This window comes from Delftia acidovorans NBRC 14950, from assembly GCF_001598795.1.
Classification (GTDB): Bacteria; Pseudomonadota; Gammaproteobacteria; order Burkholderiales; family Burkholderiaceae_C; genus Comamonas; species Comamonas acidovorans.
In genome coordinates, this window is record NZ_BCZP01000012.1 from 150,869 (window position 1) to 166,687 (window position 15,819).

10 protein-coding genes are annotated in these 15,819 nt (G+C 68.8%); 7 read left to right on the plus strand and 3 right to left on the minus strand.

Annotated features, from left to right (window positions below):
• Positions 1-11 precede the first annotated feature (11 nt).
• The 3 genes from DA1_RS17215 to DA1_RS17225 are packed head-to-tail and all read left to right on the plus strand — an operon-like array spanning position 12 to position 5,055.
• Entirely contained in the window at positions 12-3,209 is a 3,198-nt protein-coding gene (locus DA1_RS17215) for an efflux RND transporter permease subunit (RefSeq protein WP_034392790.1), read from the plus strand.
• Positions 3,206-4,675 (plus strand): efflux transporter outer membrane subunit, encoded by a 1,470-nt coding sequence (locus tag DA1_RS17220; RefSeq protein ID WP_034392793.1) that lies wholly within the window; start codon positions 3,206-3,208, stop codon positions 4,673-4,675. The genes DA1_RS17215 and DA1_RS17220 overlap by 4 nt, the downstream gene beginning before the upstream one ends.
• 50 nt (positions 4,676-4,725) lie before the next feature.
• Positions 4,726-5,055: an antibiotic biosynthesis monooxygenase family protein gene (locus DA1_RS17225; RefSeq protein WP_034392796.1), complete on the plus strand. Its 330-nt coding sequence runs from the start codon at positions 4,726-4,728 to the stop codon at positions 5,053-5,055.
• Here the strand turns inward: DA1_RS17225 and DA1_RS17230 are convergent.
• Positions 5,040-6,152 carry a DUF72 domain-containing protein gene (locus tag DA1_RS17230; protein ID WP_034398438.1) on the minus strand — a complete coding sequence of 371 codons (1,113 nt, stop codon included), beginning with the start codon at positions 6,150-6,152 and terminating at the stop codon, positions 5,040-5,042. The genes DA1_RS17225 and DA1_RS17230 overlap by 16 nt on opposite strands.
• 297 nt (positions 6,153-6,449) lie before the next feature.
• On the opposite strand from DA1_RS17230, the gene DA1_RS17235 reads away from it, so the two are divergent.
• From DA1_RS17235 to DA1_RS17250, 4 genes are all read left to right on the plus strand, one after another.
• Positions 6,450-7,577 carry an RCC1 domain-containing protein gene (locus DA1_RS17235; RefSeq protein WP_034392800.1) on the plus strand — a complete coding sequence of 376 codons (1,128 nt, stop codon included), beginning with the start codon at positions 6,450-6,452 and terminating at the stop codon, positions 7,575-7,577.
• A 23-nt stretch (positions 7,578-7,600) separates the two neighbouring features.
• The gene (locus DA1_RS17240) at positions 7,601-9,337 is read left to right on the plus strand and encodes a multicopper oxidase family protein (RefSeq protein WP_034398439.1); all 1,737 of its coding nucleotides are present in this window, start codon (positions 7,601-7,603) and stop codon (positions 9,335-9,337) included.
• A gap of 179 nt (positions 9,338-9,516) precedes the next feature.
• On the plus strand, positions 9,517-11,877 hold the full coding sequence (locus tag DA1_RS17245; protein ID WP_034392802.1) for a Tex family protein: 2,361 nt from the start codon (positions 9,517-9,519) through the stop codon (positions 11,875-11,877).
• A gap of 28 nt (positions 11,878-11,905) precedes the next feature.
• Positions 11,906-12,745 carry an HDOD domain-containing protein gene (locus DA1_RS17250; protein WP_034392804.1) on the plus strand — a complete coding sequence of 280 codons (840 nt, stop codon included), beginning with the start codon at positions 11,906-11,908 and terminating at the stop codon, positions 12,743-12,745.
• Positions 12,746-12,765: 20 nt separating this feature from the next.
• Here the strand turns inward: DA1_RS17250 and DA1_RS17255 are convergent, their stop codons facing one another.
• The gene (locus DA1_RS17255) at positions 12,766-13,998 is read right to left on the minus strand and encodes an SEL1-like repeat protein (protein WP_034392808.1); all 1,233 of its coding nucleotides are present in this window, start codon (positions 13,996-13,998) and stop codon (positions 12,766-12,768) included.
• Positions 13,999-14,037: 39 nt separating this feature from the next.
• The gene (locus DA1_RS17260; protein WP_034392811.1) at positions 14,038-15,675 is read right to left on the minus strand and encodes a DUF4384 domain-containing protein; all 1,638 of its coding nucleotides are present in this window, start codon (positions 15,673-15,675) and stop codon (positions 14,038-14,040) included.
• Between the last annotated feature and the right edge of the window lie 144 nt (positions 15,676-15,819).

Below are 15,819 nucleotides of genomic sequence, written 5' to 3' on the forward strand. Positions count from 1 at the left end.
GAACCCGTCACATGGCTCAGTTCTTCATCAACCGGCCCATCTTCGCGTGGGTCATCGCCATCGTCATCATGCTGGGCGGCGCGCTGTCCATCTTCACGCTGCCGCTGGAGCAATACCCCGACATCGCGCCGCCGCGCGTGACCATCGGCGCGCAGTACACGGGCGCCTCTGCCGAGACGGTCGAGAACTCGGTGACCCAGATCATCGAGCAGCAGCTCAAGGGCATCGACAACATGCTCTACATGAGCTCCACGTCCGACGCCTCGGGCCGTGCGCGCACCACGCTGACCTTTGCGCCGGGCACCAACATCGACGTGGCCCAGGTGCAGGTGCAAAACAAGCTGCAGTCCGCCGTGAACCGTCTGCCCGACGCCGTCAAGAGCCGGGGCGTGTTCGTGAACAAGGGCGGCCAGGACTTCCTGGTCACCTACAGCTTCTTCTCCAAGGACCCGGCCATGACCGCGGTCGATATCGGCGACTACCTGACCAGCAACCTGGTCGATGTGATCGGCCGCCTCGACGGCGTGGGCGATGTCAACGTCTTCGGTACCAACTATGCGATGCGCATCTGGATGGACCCGGCCAAGATGGAGAAGTACGCGCTGATGCCGTCGGACCTGGTCAGTGCGCTGAACTCGCAGAACGCCCAGGTCTCGGCCGGCCAGCTGGGCGCGCTGCCCGCCGTGGCGGACCAGCAACTGAACGCCACCATCACGGCGCGCACCAAGCTCAAGACGGTGGAGCAGTTCGAGGACATCGTCCTGAAGTCGTCCGTGGACGGCTCGGTGGTGCTCATGAAGGACGTGGCCCGTGTGGAGCTGGGCGCCGACAACCTGACCATCAAGGCCAAGCTCAACGGCCTGCCGGGCGCGGGCATGGGCATCGTGCTGGCCGATGGCGCCAACGCCATGAACGTGGCCGACACCATCGCCGCCAAGCTGGCCGAGCTCAAGCCGTTCTTCCCCAACGAGATCGACTACTTCGTCAGCTCGGACTCCACGCCCTTCGTGCGCGCCTCCATCAAGGAAGTGGTCAGCGCGCTGGGCGAGGCCATGATCCTCGTGGTCATCGTGATGTTCATCTTCCTGCAGAACTTCCGCGCCACGATGATCCCCGCCATCGCCGTGCCCGTGGTGCTGCTGGGCACCTTCGGCGTGCTGTCGCTGGCCGGGTACTCGATCAATACGCTGACCATGTTCGCCATGGTGCTGGCCATCGGCCTGCTGGTGGACGATGCCATCGTCGTGGTGGAGAACGTCGAGCGCGTGATGCACGAGACGGGCATGTCGCCCAAGCAGGCCACGCGCCAGTCCATGCGCGAGATCACGCCAGCCCTGGTGGGCATCGGCGTGACGCTGTCGGCCGTGTTCGTGCCCATGGCCTTCTTTGGCGGCTCCACGGGCGTGATCTACCGGCAGTTCTCCATCACCATCGTCGCGGCCATGGTGCTGTCGGTGTTCGTGGCGCTGACGCTGACGCCTGCGCTGTGCGCCACGCTGCTCAAGCCGCCCGCAGCGGGCGGGGCAGGGCATGACCGGCCCATCCGCAGCGGCATCCTGGGGGTGAATGACCGATTCTTTCGCTGGTTCAACCACCATTTCGACGCCACGGCTGCGCGCTACCAGGGCACGGTGGCCTACTCGCTGCGCCGCGCCAAGCGCATGATGCTGATCTTCCTGGCTGTCTGCGGCGTGGTCTGGCTGCTGATGGCGCGCCTGCCCACTTCCTTCCTGCCGGACGAGGACCAGGGCTTCGTCTTCGTCAACATCAACCTGCCTTCGGGCGCGGCCGATACGCGGCTGCAGGGCGTGCTCGACGAGGTGCGCGACTACTTTGCCAAGCAGCCCGACGTGGTGAGCTTCTACCAGGTCTCGGGCCTGAACGGCGACCAGGCCTCGGCACGCGCCTTCGTGCGCCTGAAGACCTGGGAGGAGCGGCCGCTGCCCGGCCAGTCGGCCTCCGAGATCGCGCACCGCGCGACCAGGGACCTGTCCTCCATCCGCGATGCGCGCGTGCTGGTCATGCTGCCGCCGGCCGTGCGCGGCCTGGGCTCCAGCTCGGGCTTCAACTTCATGATCAAGGACATGAACGGCCTGGGCCACCAGGCGCTGCTGGAGGCCAAGGAGAAATTCCTGACCGAGGCCCGCAAGCGCCCCGAGTTGACCAATCTGCGCATGACCAACCTGGAAGACGCCAGCGAGCTGCGCCTGGACATCGACGACCGCAAGGCCGCCGCACTGGGCCTGTCGTACACCGACATCAACAGCGTGCTGTCCAGCGCCATGGGCGGCACCTATGTCAACGACTTCCTGAACAACGAGCGCGTCAAGCGCGTCTACATCCAGGGCGATGCGCCGCACCGCATGCTGCCCCAGGACATCGCCAAATGGACGGTGCGCAACGCCAAGGGCGAGATGGTGCCGTTCAGTTCGTTCTCCAGCAGCTACTGGGCCTACGGTTCGCCCCAGCTCATGCGCTACAACGGCAACCCGGCCTATGAAATGGAAGGCCGCGCCGCGCCGGGCGTCAGCTCGGGCACGGCCATGCAGATCGTGGAGGACATCCTGCGCACGCTGCCGGCCGGCATAGGCTACGAGTGGACCGGCGCCTCGCTGCAGGAGCGCCAGTCGGGCGCGCAGGCGCCGCTGCTGTACGCCATCTCCATCCTCTTCGTGTTCCTGTGCCTGGCGGCGCTGTACGAGAGCTGGACCGTGCCGCTGTCGGTGATGCTGGCCGTGCCGCTGGGCGTGGTGGGCGCGCTGGCCGCCACCTACACGCGCGGGCTGACCAACGACGTGTACTTCCAGGTGGGCCTGCTGACCACGGTGGGCCTGGCGTCCAAGAACGCCATCCTGATCGTGGAATTTGCGGTGCAGCTGCAGGAGCAGGGCAAGAGCATCTTCGACGCCGTGGTCTCGGCCGTGCGCCTGCGCCTGCGTCCCATCTTGATGACCTCGCTGGCCTTCGGCTTCGGCGTCATCCCGCTGGCCATCGGCACCGGCGCCGGCGCGGGCGGGCGCAATGCCATCGGCACGGCCGTGCTCGGCGGCATGCTGGCCTCCACGGTGCTGGGCATCTTCCTGGTGCCCGTGTTCTTCCTGCTGATCCGCAGCTGGTTCAAGAGCCACTCGCGCACCGAGGACGACGCGGCCCAGCCCACTGCCGGATCACCTGATTCACCGCATACCGCAAAGGAGAGCGCAGCATGAGGCGCCCAACGAATGTCTCCGCACTGGCTGCAGCGGCGGCGCTGACGGCGCTGCTGACCGGCTGCAACCTCGCGCCGCAGCACCGCACGCCCGACATGCCCGTGCCCGACACTGTCGGCAGCACGGCCGCAACGCCTGCCCAGGCCGACGAGGCCAGCCTGCAGACCGCCGCCGCGCTGGGCTGGGTGCAGTCCCAGCAGCTGCGCGAGGTCATTGCGCTGGCCCTGTCCAACAACCGCGACCTGCGCGTGGCCGTGGAAAGCATCGAGCGCGCGCGTGCCCAGTACGGCATCACGCGCGCAGACCTGCTGCCCAGCGTCACCGCCCAGGCCCAGGCCAGCCGTGCGCGCACGGCCGCCGGCATGACCAGCGCCACGCAGGCGGCATCGGTCAGCACCCAGTACACGGCCCAGCTGGGCTTTGCCAGCTATGAGATCGACCTGTGGGGCCGCGTGCGCAACCTCAGCGAGGCCGCGCTGCAGCAGTTCCTGCAAAGCGAGCAGAACCGGCGCAATGTGCAGATCGGCCTGGTGGCCGATGTGGCCAACGGCTGGCTCACGCTGGCGGCCGACCAGGCCCGCCTGCAGCTGGCGCGCGACACCCTGGCCAGCCGCGAGAAGGCCTATGAGCTGACGCGGCGCATGCACGAGATTGGCTCCACATCGGGCCTGGTGCTGGCCCAGAACCAGACCACGGTAGACACGGCGCGCGGCGACGTGGCCAGCTTCACCTCCCAGGTGGAGCGTGACCGCAACGCCCTGCAATTGCTGGTGGGCGGCCCGCTGCCCGATGCCCTGCTGCCCGGCGCCGCCACGCTGCGCGCCGATGCCCGGCCCGCGGCCGCGCTGCAGCCCGTGCCTGCACCGCTGCCCTCCAGCGTGCTGCTGGTGCGCCCCGACATCCAGGCCGCCGAGAACAACCTGCGCGCCATGGAGGCCAACATCGGCGCCGCCCGCGCCGCCATGTTCCCCACCATCAGCCTCACGGCCAGCGTGGGATCGGGCAGCCGCGAACTCGATGGCCTCTTTGGCGGCAGCAGCAGCACCTGGAGCTTCATCCCCCTGGTGCGCCTGCCCATCTTCGACGGTGGCCGCAACCGTGCGGGCGTGCAGGTGGCCGAGGCCAACCAGCGCATCGCCATCGCCCAGTACGAGAAGGCCGTGCAGACGGCCTTCCGCGAAACCGCCGACGTGCTGGCCGACCGCGCGCAGTGGGACGAGCGCCTGGCCGCCCAGACCAGCATGGTCGCCGCCACGCAAAAGGCCTTCGACCTGTCGGAGGCCCGCTTCAAGGCCGGCGTGGACAACTACCTGACCGTGCTGGATGCGCAGCGCAGCCTCTACACGGCCCAGCAGACCCTGATCGGCCTGCGCCTGTCCGAGCAGCTCAACCGCGTCACGCTGTGGAAGGTGCTGGGCGGCGAGCAGGTGCAGGCGTCGTCCGCCTCGGCACCGGCGAATTCCTGAGCGCGGGCGGTGTATTGCGCGGTCCCGCAGAACATGCCGCCCCGACCACGATGAGCCCCTTTGCCAACACCCCCGAGCCGCCTTACTACGCCGTCATCTTCTCGTCGCGCAGGACGCGTGACGACGATGATGGCTACGGCCTCATGGCCCAGCGCATGGTGGACCTGGCCGCGCAGCAGCAAGGCTTCCTGGGCGCGGAAAGCACGCGCGGCGAGGACGGTTTCGGCATCACCGTGTCGTACTGGTCCACGGCCGAATCCATTGCGCGCTGGAAGCAGGATGCCGAGCACCTGGTCGCCCAGCAACTGGGCAAGGACGCCTGGTACGAGCACTATGAATTGCGCGTGGCCCGCGTGGAGCGCGCCTACGGCAAGCGCTGAATCCGGGCCACCTCCGCTTGCACCACGGCCTCGGCCAGCAGCGCGATGGAGCGCGGCGCGCAGCCTTCGGCATCGTTGCTCACCGTCACGAAGGCGGGCAGCCCGCGGCTGGTGATGCCATCGATGGTCTTGGCGAGGATGGCGCGCGTGTGCACATCGGGCGTGCGGATCTCGTCAAAGGGATCGTGCTTGGTTTGCGCATCGGGGTAGCCGTAGGCCCCGAACTCGCGGTTCAGGTTCCAGCGGCAGACCAGGGGGCTGGGCCACAGCCGCCGCAGAAAAACCAATTGCTCTTCGATGGGCGGCATCTTGCCGTGCAGCCCCAGGCAGAAGGTGGCGCCCGCAGCGCGCAGCGTGTCCGCCAGCTCGGGCGTCAAAAGCTCCGGGTCGCGCACTTCCACCGCCACGATGATCTGTGCGCCCAACGGATGGGCGGCCAGCGCCGCTCGCACCGCCTCCAGCATGGCCTGCAGCCGCGCCAGCAGTTCGGTGGGGCGGCTCAACAGGCCCCAGGTCATGGGACTGAGCTGGAACACCAGCACGCCGAGCTGCTCGCCCAGCCCTTCGAGCGTGGGCTCGACGAAGCTGGTCACGGCCAGATCGGGTTGAAGGAACACGGGGTTCAGCGACATGCCCTTGCCGTCCTCGTCACGCACCTGCGCGTCGGTAACCACGGATGGGCACTTGACCACGAAGCGGAAATCGGCCGGCACCTGGCCCGCGAAGGCCAGGTACTGGCTGGCCGTCAACGGCCTCCAGAAGCTGCGGTCCACGCACACCGTTCGCATCAGCGGATGCCGGCCATAGGCCTCCAGTCCCTTCTTGGCGAGCACGCTTTTGTCATAGGCGCCATCCCAGATCAAACCTTCCCAGCCCGGGTAGGACCAGGTGGAGACCCCCATGCGCAAGCCCTGCGGAAGCTGGTCCGCCAGCGCCTGCCATTGCAGGGCCTGGGGCGCCAGCTGCACGGCGCCGACGGCCTTGCGGGATGCCGGCTTGCGGCCGCCAGGCGCCGCGCTGGCGGCAGGCGGGACCGGGGCTGAAGAGGGTGGGGACGGCGGCGGTGAGGGCGGCGCGCCAAACAGATCGTCTTGCATGGGCTGGAGCATGGATTGTCCATGATGCCGCTGCGCCAGCGCAGCCCGCGTAGGCACTCAGGCCACGCAGGCCCCGGCCGCACTGGCGATGTGCCTGCAGGCCAATGCCGCGTCGCAGGCCTGGGGCGGGATCGATTGACAGAGCCTAAGGCGCTCTTGAGGAATCACAGTTTTCAGTGATTGCCACCCACCCGCTTCCTTTGAACAATCCGCACTGACACCTCACGGGCAGCTGTACCGCCGTGTCGGGGTGCCCCAAGACACGCGAAACACGCAAAACACGCAAAGGAGAGGGTGATGCTGACCATAGAAGAGGTAGTGGCGGGCCCGCAGCGGTCCGTGCTCATCACATCGGAGGGCGTATTCGCCTGGGGCAATCTGGAGGTGTTGCGCACCCTGCCCGAAGGCGTGGACGCTGCCGAGGTCTGTGCGCCCGATGCCACGCGCATCGGCCACCGCAGCTTTTCCCAGCCCGTGCCCCAGCGCCTGAGCCCCCGTGGCACGCGCTGGGAGGGGCTGGTGGACGCGGGCCATTCGCTGCTGGCCTGGGCGGATGGCCAGGCCTATGCCGTTGCGCCCCAGGTCCGCGATGCCGCGGGCGCCGTGCCCAGGCCTTTGGCCTTGGGCCGGCAGGATGCCGGGGTGCGGCGCATCTGGGCGGGTGAGCAGCAGGCCTATGTGCAGGACCGCGAAGGCGCACTCTGGGGATGGTCGGATGCCATGCCCGGTGCGCAGCGCGTGCAGGGCCTGCCCTCCGTGCGCAGCGTGTCCGTGGGCATGGGCCATGCGCTGGCGCTGGATGCCAGGGGGCAGGTCTGGTCCTGGGGCGCCAATGCTGCGGGCCAACTGGGGCAGGGCGATCTGGTGCGGCGCAGCCGTGCGCAGCGCGTGGTGCTGCCGCAGGGCGCTGCGGCCGTGGTGGCGGTGGCGGCAGGGGCCACGCACAGCCTGGCGCTGGATGAGAAGGGGCGGCTGTGGGGCTGGGGCTCCAACCACCAGGGCCAGCTGGACCAGGCGCTGCAGGCGGCCTACAGTCCCGGCCCCGTGCGCATTGCCGTGCCTGAGCGCCTCAGCAGTCTGGCGGCGGGCCTGCACTTTTCGGCGGCGACCACGCAGGGCGGGCAGGTGCTGGCCTGGGGCTGGAATGGCCTGGGCCAGCTGGGCCAGGGCGATGCGGCACCCCGCGCGGGCTTTCACACTGTGCCCGGCCTGGCGGCGGTGCAGCAGATCAGCGTGGGAGGCACGCATGTGCTGGCCCTGGAGCGCGGCGGGCGCTGCTGGGCCTGGGGCGACAACCGCCATGGCGCCTGCCAGGGCCAGGACGGGGCCCAGGCCCAGTCCCGCCCCCATGCGCTGGCCTTGCACGCCCTCAATGACCTGACCGAAACCAACGCAATCGCCGGCACGGCAAAGGAGGCCCTGTGAAGCACCTGCAACAGGAACAGTCAATGCCAGCCCCGGGCCTGAACCGCAGGGCGCTGCTGCAATGGGGCGCCTTGCTGACGGCGGGCGCCGTGCTGCCCGGCTGCGGCGGTGGAGGCGGGCCGCGCGACGATCTGCCCGAGCCGCAGGCGCTGCGCTCCGTCAACGGCGTGCTGGAGCTGCACCTGAACGTGGGCTATGCGTCCATGGACATGGACCTGCCGGACAGCGACATCGCGCGCTGGGCCCGCTATCCGGCCGATCGGCAGCCCGGGCGGCGTCTGGAGCTGCGCAGCTTCAATGGGCGATACACGGCGCCCACGCTGTGGCTGCGCCCCGGCGACACGCTGAAGATGTGGGTGCACAACCAGCTGCCGGCCTCGCCCCAGGGCTCGGACTGGGCGCTGCTCAACCACCAGAACAGCACCAACATGCATTTCCACGGCCTGCACGTGGACCCGCGCGAGATACGGCCCGGCGTGTTTGGCGACTACGTGGTGGACGGGCCGGATGCCGGCATCGCGCCAGGCGCCACGCGCTACCACGAGATCCATCTGCCAGACGACCACAGTTGCGGCATCTACTGGTACCACCCGCATCTGCACGGCGCCACCAATGCCCAGGTCTCCAGCGGCATGTTCGGCGCCATCATCGTGGCCGATGCGCAGGACCCGTTCCGTGCCAGCGTGAACATGCGCGAGCGCGTGCTGTTCGCCCACAAGCTCACCGTCAATGCCAAGGGCCGCACCGATACGCTGGAAGACTCGATGCAGAATCCGGCCGGCGCCTTTTTGCTCAACGGCGCCTACCAGCCCACCATCGTGATGCGGCCCGGCGAGGTGCAGCATTGGCACATCGTCAATCCTTCGTCGTTCTACCCGCTGCATCCCGTGCTGGACGGGCATGTGATGAATGTCTATGGCCGCGACGGCAACCATTACGGCGGTATCTACCGGCCGCTGAGCCGGCAGACGGCCGGGCAGCCGCTGGACATGCGCGACTGGCCCGGCAACTACATCTACCCGGGCGGGCGCCTGTCCATGGTGGTGCAGGCATCGATGGCGCCGGGCGAGTATTTCCTGCGCGCGGCCGCGTGCCCGTCCTTTCACCGGCCAAGCGGCAACGAGCCCTTTGAGGAGGTGCTGGCCCGGGTGGTGGTGCAGGGCGAGCCCGTGCAGGCCCGCGTGCCCGACCCGGCCCTGCTGCGCCGGCCCGGCGACTACACGCCCATCACCGATGCCGAACTGGCCAGCCATGGTGGCGTGCAGCGCGTCCTGCGCCTGGCCGTGCTGGCCGACGACGAGGACAAGGGCGTGCGCGACCCGGCCCTGGCGCCCATGCCGGCCGGCGAGAGCTGGGTGCTGAAGGTGGGCGGCAACCGATCGGTGTTTGCGGTGGGCACCGAGGCCATGCCGCTGGGCATGTCGCCCATCCATTCCAGCCTCACGCCTGTGCAGACCGTGCCCTTCAATGCGGTGGAGGAGTGGACGATCTACAACTACAACGGCTACCCGCATCCCTTTCACATCCACGTCAACGATTGCTATGTGGTCAGGGTCAACGGCGCTCCGGTGACGCCCTTCTGGGCCGACACCCTGCCCGTGCCGCCGGGCACGGGCAGCAGCGGAGCGGCTGGGGTCACCAAGGGCAGCATCACCTTTCGCATGCGGTTTGCGGATTTCCACGGCAAGTTCGTCTGGCATTGCCATGCGCTGGACCATGAGGACCTGGGAATGATGCAGATCGTGGATGTGCGGCCCTGAAAGCCGGGCTTGTCCTATCGGCCATTCCCGTGCCCTTCCGGCTTCATGCTGCAAGCCCTTGAATTCATTGGCCTGCAAGAAATGCTTGCATTTGCGGGCGGGCCGTGAGCGGCCCGGCCCGAATCGCGTGTGGCACACTTGGCCGCTTTCCGGATTCCACGCCACGGGGCGCCTCTCGAATGCAAAAAATCATTGGCCAAATCGCCGCAGAACTGAATGTCAAGCCGCAGCAAGTGGGTGCTGCGGTCGAATTGCTTGATGGCGGAGCCACGGTTCCGTTCGTCGCCCGCTACCGCAAGGAAGTGACCGGCGGCCTGGACGACGCGCAATTGCGCCAGCTCGACGAACGCCTGGGCTATCTGCGCGAGCTGGAAGACCGCCGGGGTACGGTGCTCAAGGCCATCGACGAGCAGGGCAAGCTGACCGATGCGCTGCGCCTGGCCATTGCCAATGCGCCGACCAAGCAGGAGCTGGAGGACATCTACCTGCCCTTCAAGCAAAAGCGCCGCACCAAGGGCCAGATTGCCAAGGAATTCGGCATCGAGCCGCTGGCCGACAAGCTGTTTGCCGACCCCACGCTGGACCCGCACAAGGAGGCCGAGGCCTTCTGCAAGCCCGCCACCACCCTGGACGACGGCAAGCCGGGTCCCGATTTCTCCACCACCTTCGCCGTGCTCGATGGCGTGCGCGACATCCTGTCCGAGCGCTGGGCCGAAGACCCGGCGCTGGTGCAGAAGCTGCGCGAATGGCTGTGGGAAGACGGCCTGCTGCGCTCCAAGAAGATCGAGGCCAAGAACGAGAACGACCCCGAGGTCGCCAAGTTCCGCGACTATTTCGAGTACGACGAACCGATTGGCCGCGTGCCCTCGCACCGCGCCCTGGCCGTGTTCCGCGGCCGCGCGCTGGAGATCCTCGAAGCCAAGCTGGTTCTTCCCGTGGAGCCCGAGCCCGGCCAGCCCAGCCTGGCCGAAGGCAAGATCGCCCTGCACCTGGGCTGGAGCCACGCCAAGCGCGCCAGCGACGACCTGATCCGCAAGTGCGTGGCCTGGACCTGGCGCGTCAAGCTGAGCCTGTCCACCGAGCGCGACCTGTTCTCGCGCCTGCGCGAAGACGCCGAGAAGGTGGCCATCAAGGTCTTTGGCGACAACCTGCGCGACCTGCTGCTGGCCGCGCCTGCGGGCCAGCGCGCCGTCATCGGCCTGGACCCGGGCATCCGCACGGGTGTCAAGGTGGCCGTGGTGGACAGCACGGGCAAGCTGGTGGACACCACCACCATCTACCCGCATGAGCCGCGCCGCGACTGGGACGGCTCCCTGGCCGTGCTGGCCCGCCTGGTCGAAAAGCACCAGATCAACCTGATTGCCATCGGCAACGGCACGGCCAGCCGCGAGACGGACAAGCTGGCGGCCGACCTGATCAAGATCGCCAGCAAGGCCGACCGCCAGATCGAGAAGGTCGTGGTCAGCGAGGCCGGCGCTTCCGTGTATTCCGCCAGCGAGTTCGCCTCGCAGGAAATGCCCGACGTGGACGTGAGCCTGCGCGGCGCCGCCAGCATTGCGCGCCGCCTGCAGGACCCGCTGGCCGAGCTGGTCAAGATCGACCCCAAGAGCATTGGCGTGGGCCAGTACCAGCACGACGTGAACCAAAGCGAGCTGGCGCGCCAGCTCGACGCCGTGGTCGAGGACTGCGTGAACTCCGTGGGCGTGGACCTGAACACGGCCTCAGCGCCGCTGCTGTCGCGCGTCTCGGGCCTGTCGGGCAGCGTGGCCAAGTCGGTGGTGCGCTGGCGCGATGCCAACGGCTCCTTCAAGAGCCGCAAGCAGCTGATGGACGTGGCTGGCCTGGGCGCCAAGACCTTCGAGCAGGCCGCCGGCTTTCTGCGTATCCGCGGCGGCGACAACCCGCTGGACATGACGGGCGTGCACCCGGAAACCTATCCCGTGGTCGAACGCATCATTGCCACCACGGGCAAGAGCGTGGACCAGCTCATGGGCCGCTCCGAGGTGCTCAAGGGCCTGAAGGCCGAGCAGTTCGTGAACGAGCAGTTCGGCGCCATCACCATCAAGGACATCCTGGGCGAGCTGGAAAAGCCCGGCCGCGATCCGCGCCCGGACTTCGTCGTCGCCCGCTTCAATGACGGCGTGGAAGACATCAAGGACCTCAAGGAAGGCATGACGCTGGAGGGCACGGTCAGCAACGTGGCCCAGTTCGGCGCCTTCGTGGACCTGGGTGTGCACCAGGATGGCCTGGTCCACGTCAGCCAGATGAGCCACAAGTTCATCGAGGACGCGCGTGAGGTCGTCAAGACCGGCCAGATCGTCAAGGTCAAGGTGCTGGAGGTCGATGTGGCGCGCAAGCGCATCAGCCTGACCATGAAGCTGGATGCGGCGCCCGCGCGGCGCGACGGCCCCCGTGACAACCGCTTCGAGAGCGCAGGCCGGGGCAGCCAGGGCCATCAGGGCGGCCAGCGCCGCGCGCCCGAGCCGGCGCAGCAGTCGGCCATGGCCTCGGCCTTCGCCAAGCTGCAGACCCGCAAGTAAGGCCGGGCAGGGCAAGGCAGGAAACGCGATGGCTGCGCACGCACTGGATCTGCAGACGCTGTTGACCCAGACGCTGGCCCTGCCGGCGCAGCCGCGCATTGTTGCGCTGCTGCTGCGCGAGCTGGTGCCCGAGCAGCCCAGCCTGCGCCGGCTGAGCCAGCTGTTCGCGGCCGATCCCGCGCTGGCTGCCGGGCTGTTGGCGCAGGCCAACGGCCCGGTCTTCGGCATGGCGGGCCGTGTCACCGGCATTCCGGAGGCGCTGGCCCTGCTGGCGCCCGCGCAGTTGCGCCAGATCGTGCGGGGCATGCCGCTGGGCGTGGGCACGCATGCCGTGCCGGGCGTGGCCATGCCGGCCTTCTGGCGCTACAGCGTGGATGCCGCACGCGTGGCCCGCGCGCTGGCCGGCACGGTGCAGGCCAGCCCCACGGCGGCCTATGCGGCAGGCCTGCTGCACGGGCTGGGCGAGCTGGCCATGCACATGATCGATCCCGGCCGCGCGGCCACCATCTCCGAGCTGGTCGGCCCGCTGGACCCGCGCCGTGCCGAACTGGAGATGCGGCTGTGCGGCTACGCATACAGCCATGTCAGCGCAGGCCTGGCCCGGCGCTGGAATCTTCCGCCGCTGCTGGCCGACGCGCTGCAGCACCTGCACACGCCGCTGGCCCAGCCCGGCTTCGATCCCCTGGCCTGCGTGCTGCACATCGCCGCCTGGCGCGCCCGATCGCGCGAGGCGCAATGGGGCGAGCGCGCGCTGGCCGTGAGCTTTCCCGGCGAAGTGGGGGTGGCCCTGGGCCTGGACATCGACATGGTGCTGCGCCAGGACCCGGTGGACTGGATGGCCGACACGGGCCTGGATGTGCTGCTTTAGGGCAGGACCCAGGGCCTGCGTCAGTTCCGGTGCCAGGGCGCCGGCACCATGTCGAAAAGCGGCGTGGGGTCGCGCCGGTAGGGCGCAGGGCTGATGGGCGCCATGGGCTGCATGGTCATGGGGTCGATGCGTGCCAGCTGCTGCATCCAGCCAATGTCCACACCGCCGCCCTGTGCGGGGCGCGAATAGATCAACTCCAGCATGCGCCGCGATGCCACATGGCCGTGGGACGCCGCCTGCTGGTACAGGCGCAGGGCCTCGGTGTAGTTGGCCGGCACGCCTTCGCCACGGTGATAGCGCTGGGCCTGCTCCCACTGCTGCTGGGCCGTGACGGGCTGGCGCACCTGGATGTCCTGCTCGCTGGGCGAGCCCCGCAACTCCGGCGTGCGCTGCAGCCGTTGCGGCCCCTGCGCCGCAGGCGGGGCAGACGTGCCCTGGGCCGACACGAGCTGGCCCGCGGGCCGCATGCGGTCGCCCAGCATCTGTGCATTGGTCGCCGCGCTGGATGAGCGTGGCGCCGCCGCGCGGAACTGGCGCAGGGCGGCCTCGGGCTCGTCCTGCGCGAGCAGGGCCAGGCCCCATTCCAGCTGGGCGCCGGGGCTGCCCGAACGCGCCGCGCGCTGCAGCAGTTCCTGGTCGGGCGTGCCTGCCACGGTCAAGGCCTCGCCCACGGGCTCGGCCGTGGACAGCGGCGCCAGGCGCCGTGCCAGCAGCCATTCCAGGTATTGCGCACGGGCCGGGTCGGTCTTGGCCAGCTGGGCGATCCAGGGCCTTGCGGCCGGTGGATCGGGGGGCTGGCCGCAGCCGTCCATGGCGCACCAGGCCAGTCCCGCGCTGGCCAGCGGATGGCCGGCGCGCTGGGCACGCTCGAACCAGTTCCTGGCCTGTGGCCCGTCCTGGGCCATGGCAATGCCATGCAGTGCCAGCAGGCCCATGACCCATTGCGCCTCGCGCTGCGTGGCTGGGCTCACGCCCTTGCCTTCGGCGCGGCTGCGCAGTTGGGACAGGGCCCGTTGCTGGGCGGTATCCGAGGTCGAATTGATGTTGCTGGTGCCCGGCTGGGAGCCGTACACGCTGGCCGTCGCCACCCGGATGGGCATGACCGGCGTGAAGCGGGCTGCCGCCTGCACATGCGGCAGCACGGCGGGCGCCAGACCGGGCAGCACCACCAGCAGCCCGGGCAGCACAAGCCTGGCGGTCAGGCGCAGCCCGCGGCGCCGCCGCGGCGAGGTTTCATGAGCGCTGGAGGGCATGGCAGGTGCCTCTGGTTGGCTTGTGGTCCGCACCGTGCATCAGCGCTTGGCCTGGGCCGGCACCACCTGCCAGAAGCGGGCCGAGCCGGTGTACCCATCTGCGCCCAGCGAGCTGGCCATGTACTGGTTGACATCCTCCAGGGAGCGCATGCCCGGGATGGCGATGAAGGCCTTGCCCTGCAGCAGGGTGGGCAGCTTGTCGGTCATGTTCTGCTCGGTAGCGAAGCAGGCCACGCCTTCCTTGCCGGGAGGGCCGGCGTTGATCACATAGCCGGGGTTGGGGCTCATCCAGTCGGGCAGGCGCACGGACTGGGCGGCGGTGATCCAGCCCGAGCGGTTCACGTCGTTGGGCACCAGCCGGGTGACCTCGCCATCGGCGCCCGCCATGAAGCACGACAGGTAGGAGGCACGCGACACGGTGGTGGACAGGAAGAGCTGCTCACCCGTCTCGAAGGAGGTGCGGGTGGGCGTGATGTTCTCCACCCACAGGTCCAGCTTGCGGTCGGGCGCGGGGGCGCCGTAGCGGTAGTCGCCCGTGCCCACGGCCACGTTCTCGGAGGCGGTGGTGACCGGCGCTGCGCTCTTGGTGTTCCAGCCAATGCGCGTGATGTGCCCATCGGCGCCCACGGCCACGAAGTCGCGCAGTGCGCGTTCGTAGGTGTTGAAGTCCACCACGCCGCTGACCACCATGCCGCTGTCGGCCTGGAAGCGCCCTATGGCCTCGCGCCACTGCGGGTTGCCTGCGGTGAAGGCCGGGGCGTCCGGCGGCAGATAGCCCTTGCTGATCAGCGACTGGCGCACCAGTTCCTGGTGGATGCCGGCTTCGCCTTCTTCGTACCAGTCGCGCAGCTGGCGCTGGAAGTCGGGGTGGGTCTGGTCCAGCGTCAGGCACTGCCAGTAGGGCAGGCGCGACCATTTGCCCAGCAGCTCGATCATGCCCAGCTCGACCAGGGTGCGCACGGCCGGGCCCGAGCCCTGGGCATAGTCGCGGCCCACGCTGAACTGCACGCCGTAGGTGCCGATGCGGCCGGACAGGTCCAGCCCCTGGCTGCCGTTGCCGATGACGACCTCGTTGGCCGAATCCAGGCCCGGGATGATGGTGCGCGTGCGGAAGTCGCCCAGGTGCAGCTCCATGCCCAGCACGGCGCCGCTGCGGTTGGCGCTGTAGCCGGTTTCCAGGCGCGAGGCGCTGGTGCCTATGTCCACGTTGTTGCGCAGCACGTTCTGGTCCATGAAGGACACGGCGCCCGACACATACAGGGCAGGGCGCTGCAGCTGGATCTGGTTGTTGTTGAGCAAGATGGTGGTGAGGTTCTGCACCGTATCCTGGCGGGCGATGTCCACCTCATAGTCCACGTAGCGGAAGGCACTGCTGACGCGCGACATCTGGGACAGGGCGGTGACCACCATCTCCTTGGCGGCCACGGCCACGCGGCCCGAGTAGTCGGGCAGCTGCTTGCTGGTGATCAGCACCGTGGGCATGTGGCTGTTGCGGAACATCCTGTCCATGCACATCAGCGAGTCGGAAAAGCTCGATATCGAGCGCACCGGCCGCACCACGGGGCGGTCGGCCGCATAGACCTTGTCAAGGTACTTGGCGTCCTTGCGCGCATCCAGCGGCGCGCAGCCCGACAGCAGCACGATGGAGGCCGAGACGGCGCAGGCAATGGCCCGCATGCAACCCTGTCTGCCGGACCATCGCTGGCGGAAAGTCCCACGGTCGTCCGCATGGCCGCCGAGTGCCGGCTGCAGCGCGGCATCGGGGCGGGGAAGTCCTGGCGATGGAAGGCGGTTGCGCATGATGGACCTCTGCTGGAAAAC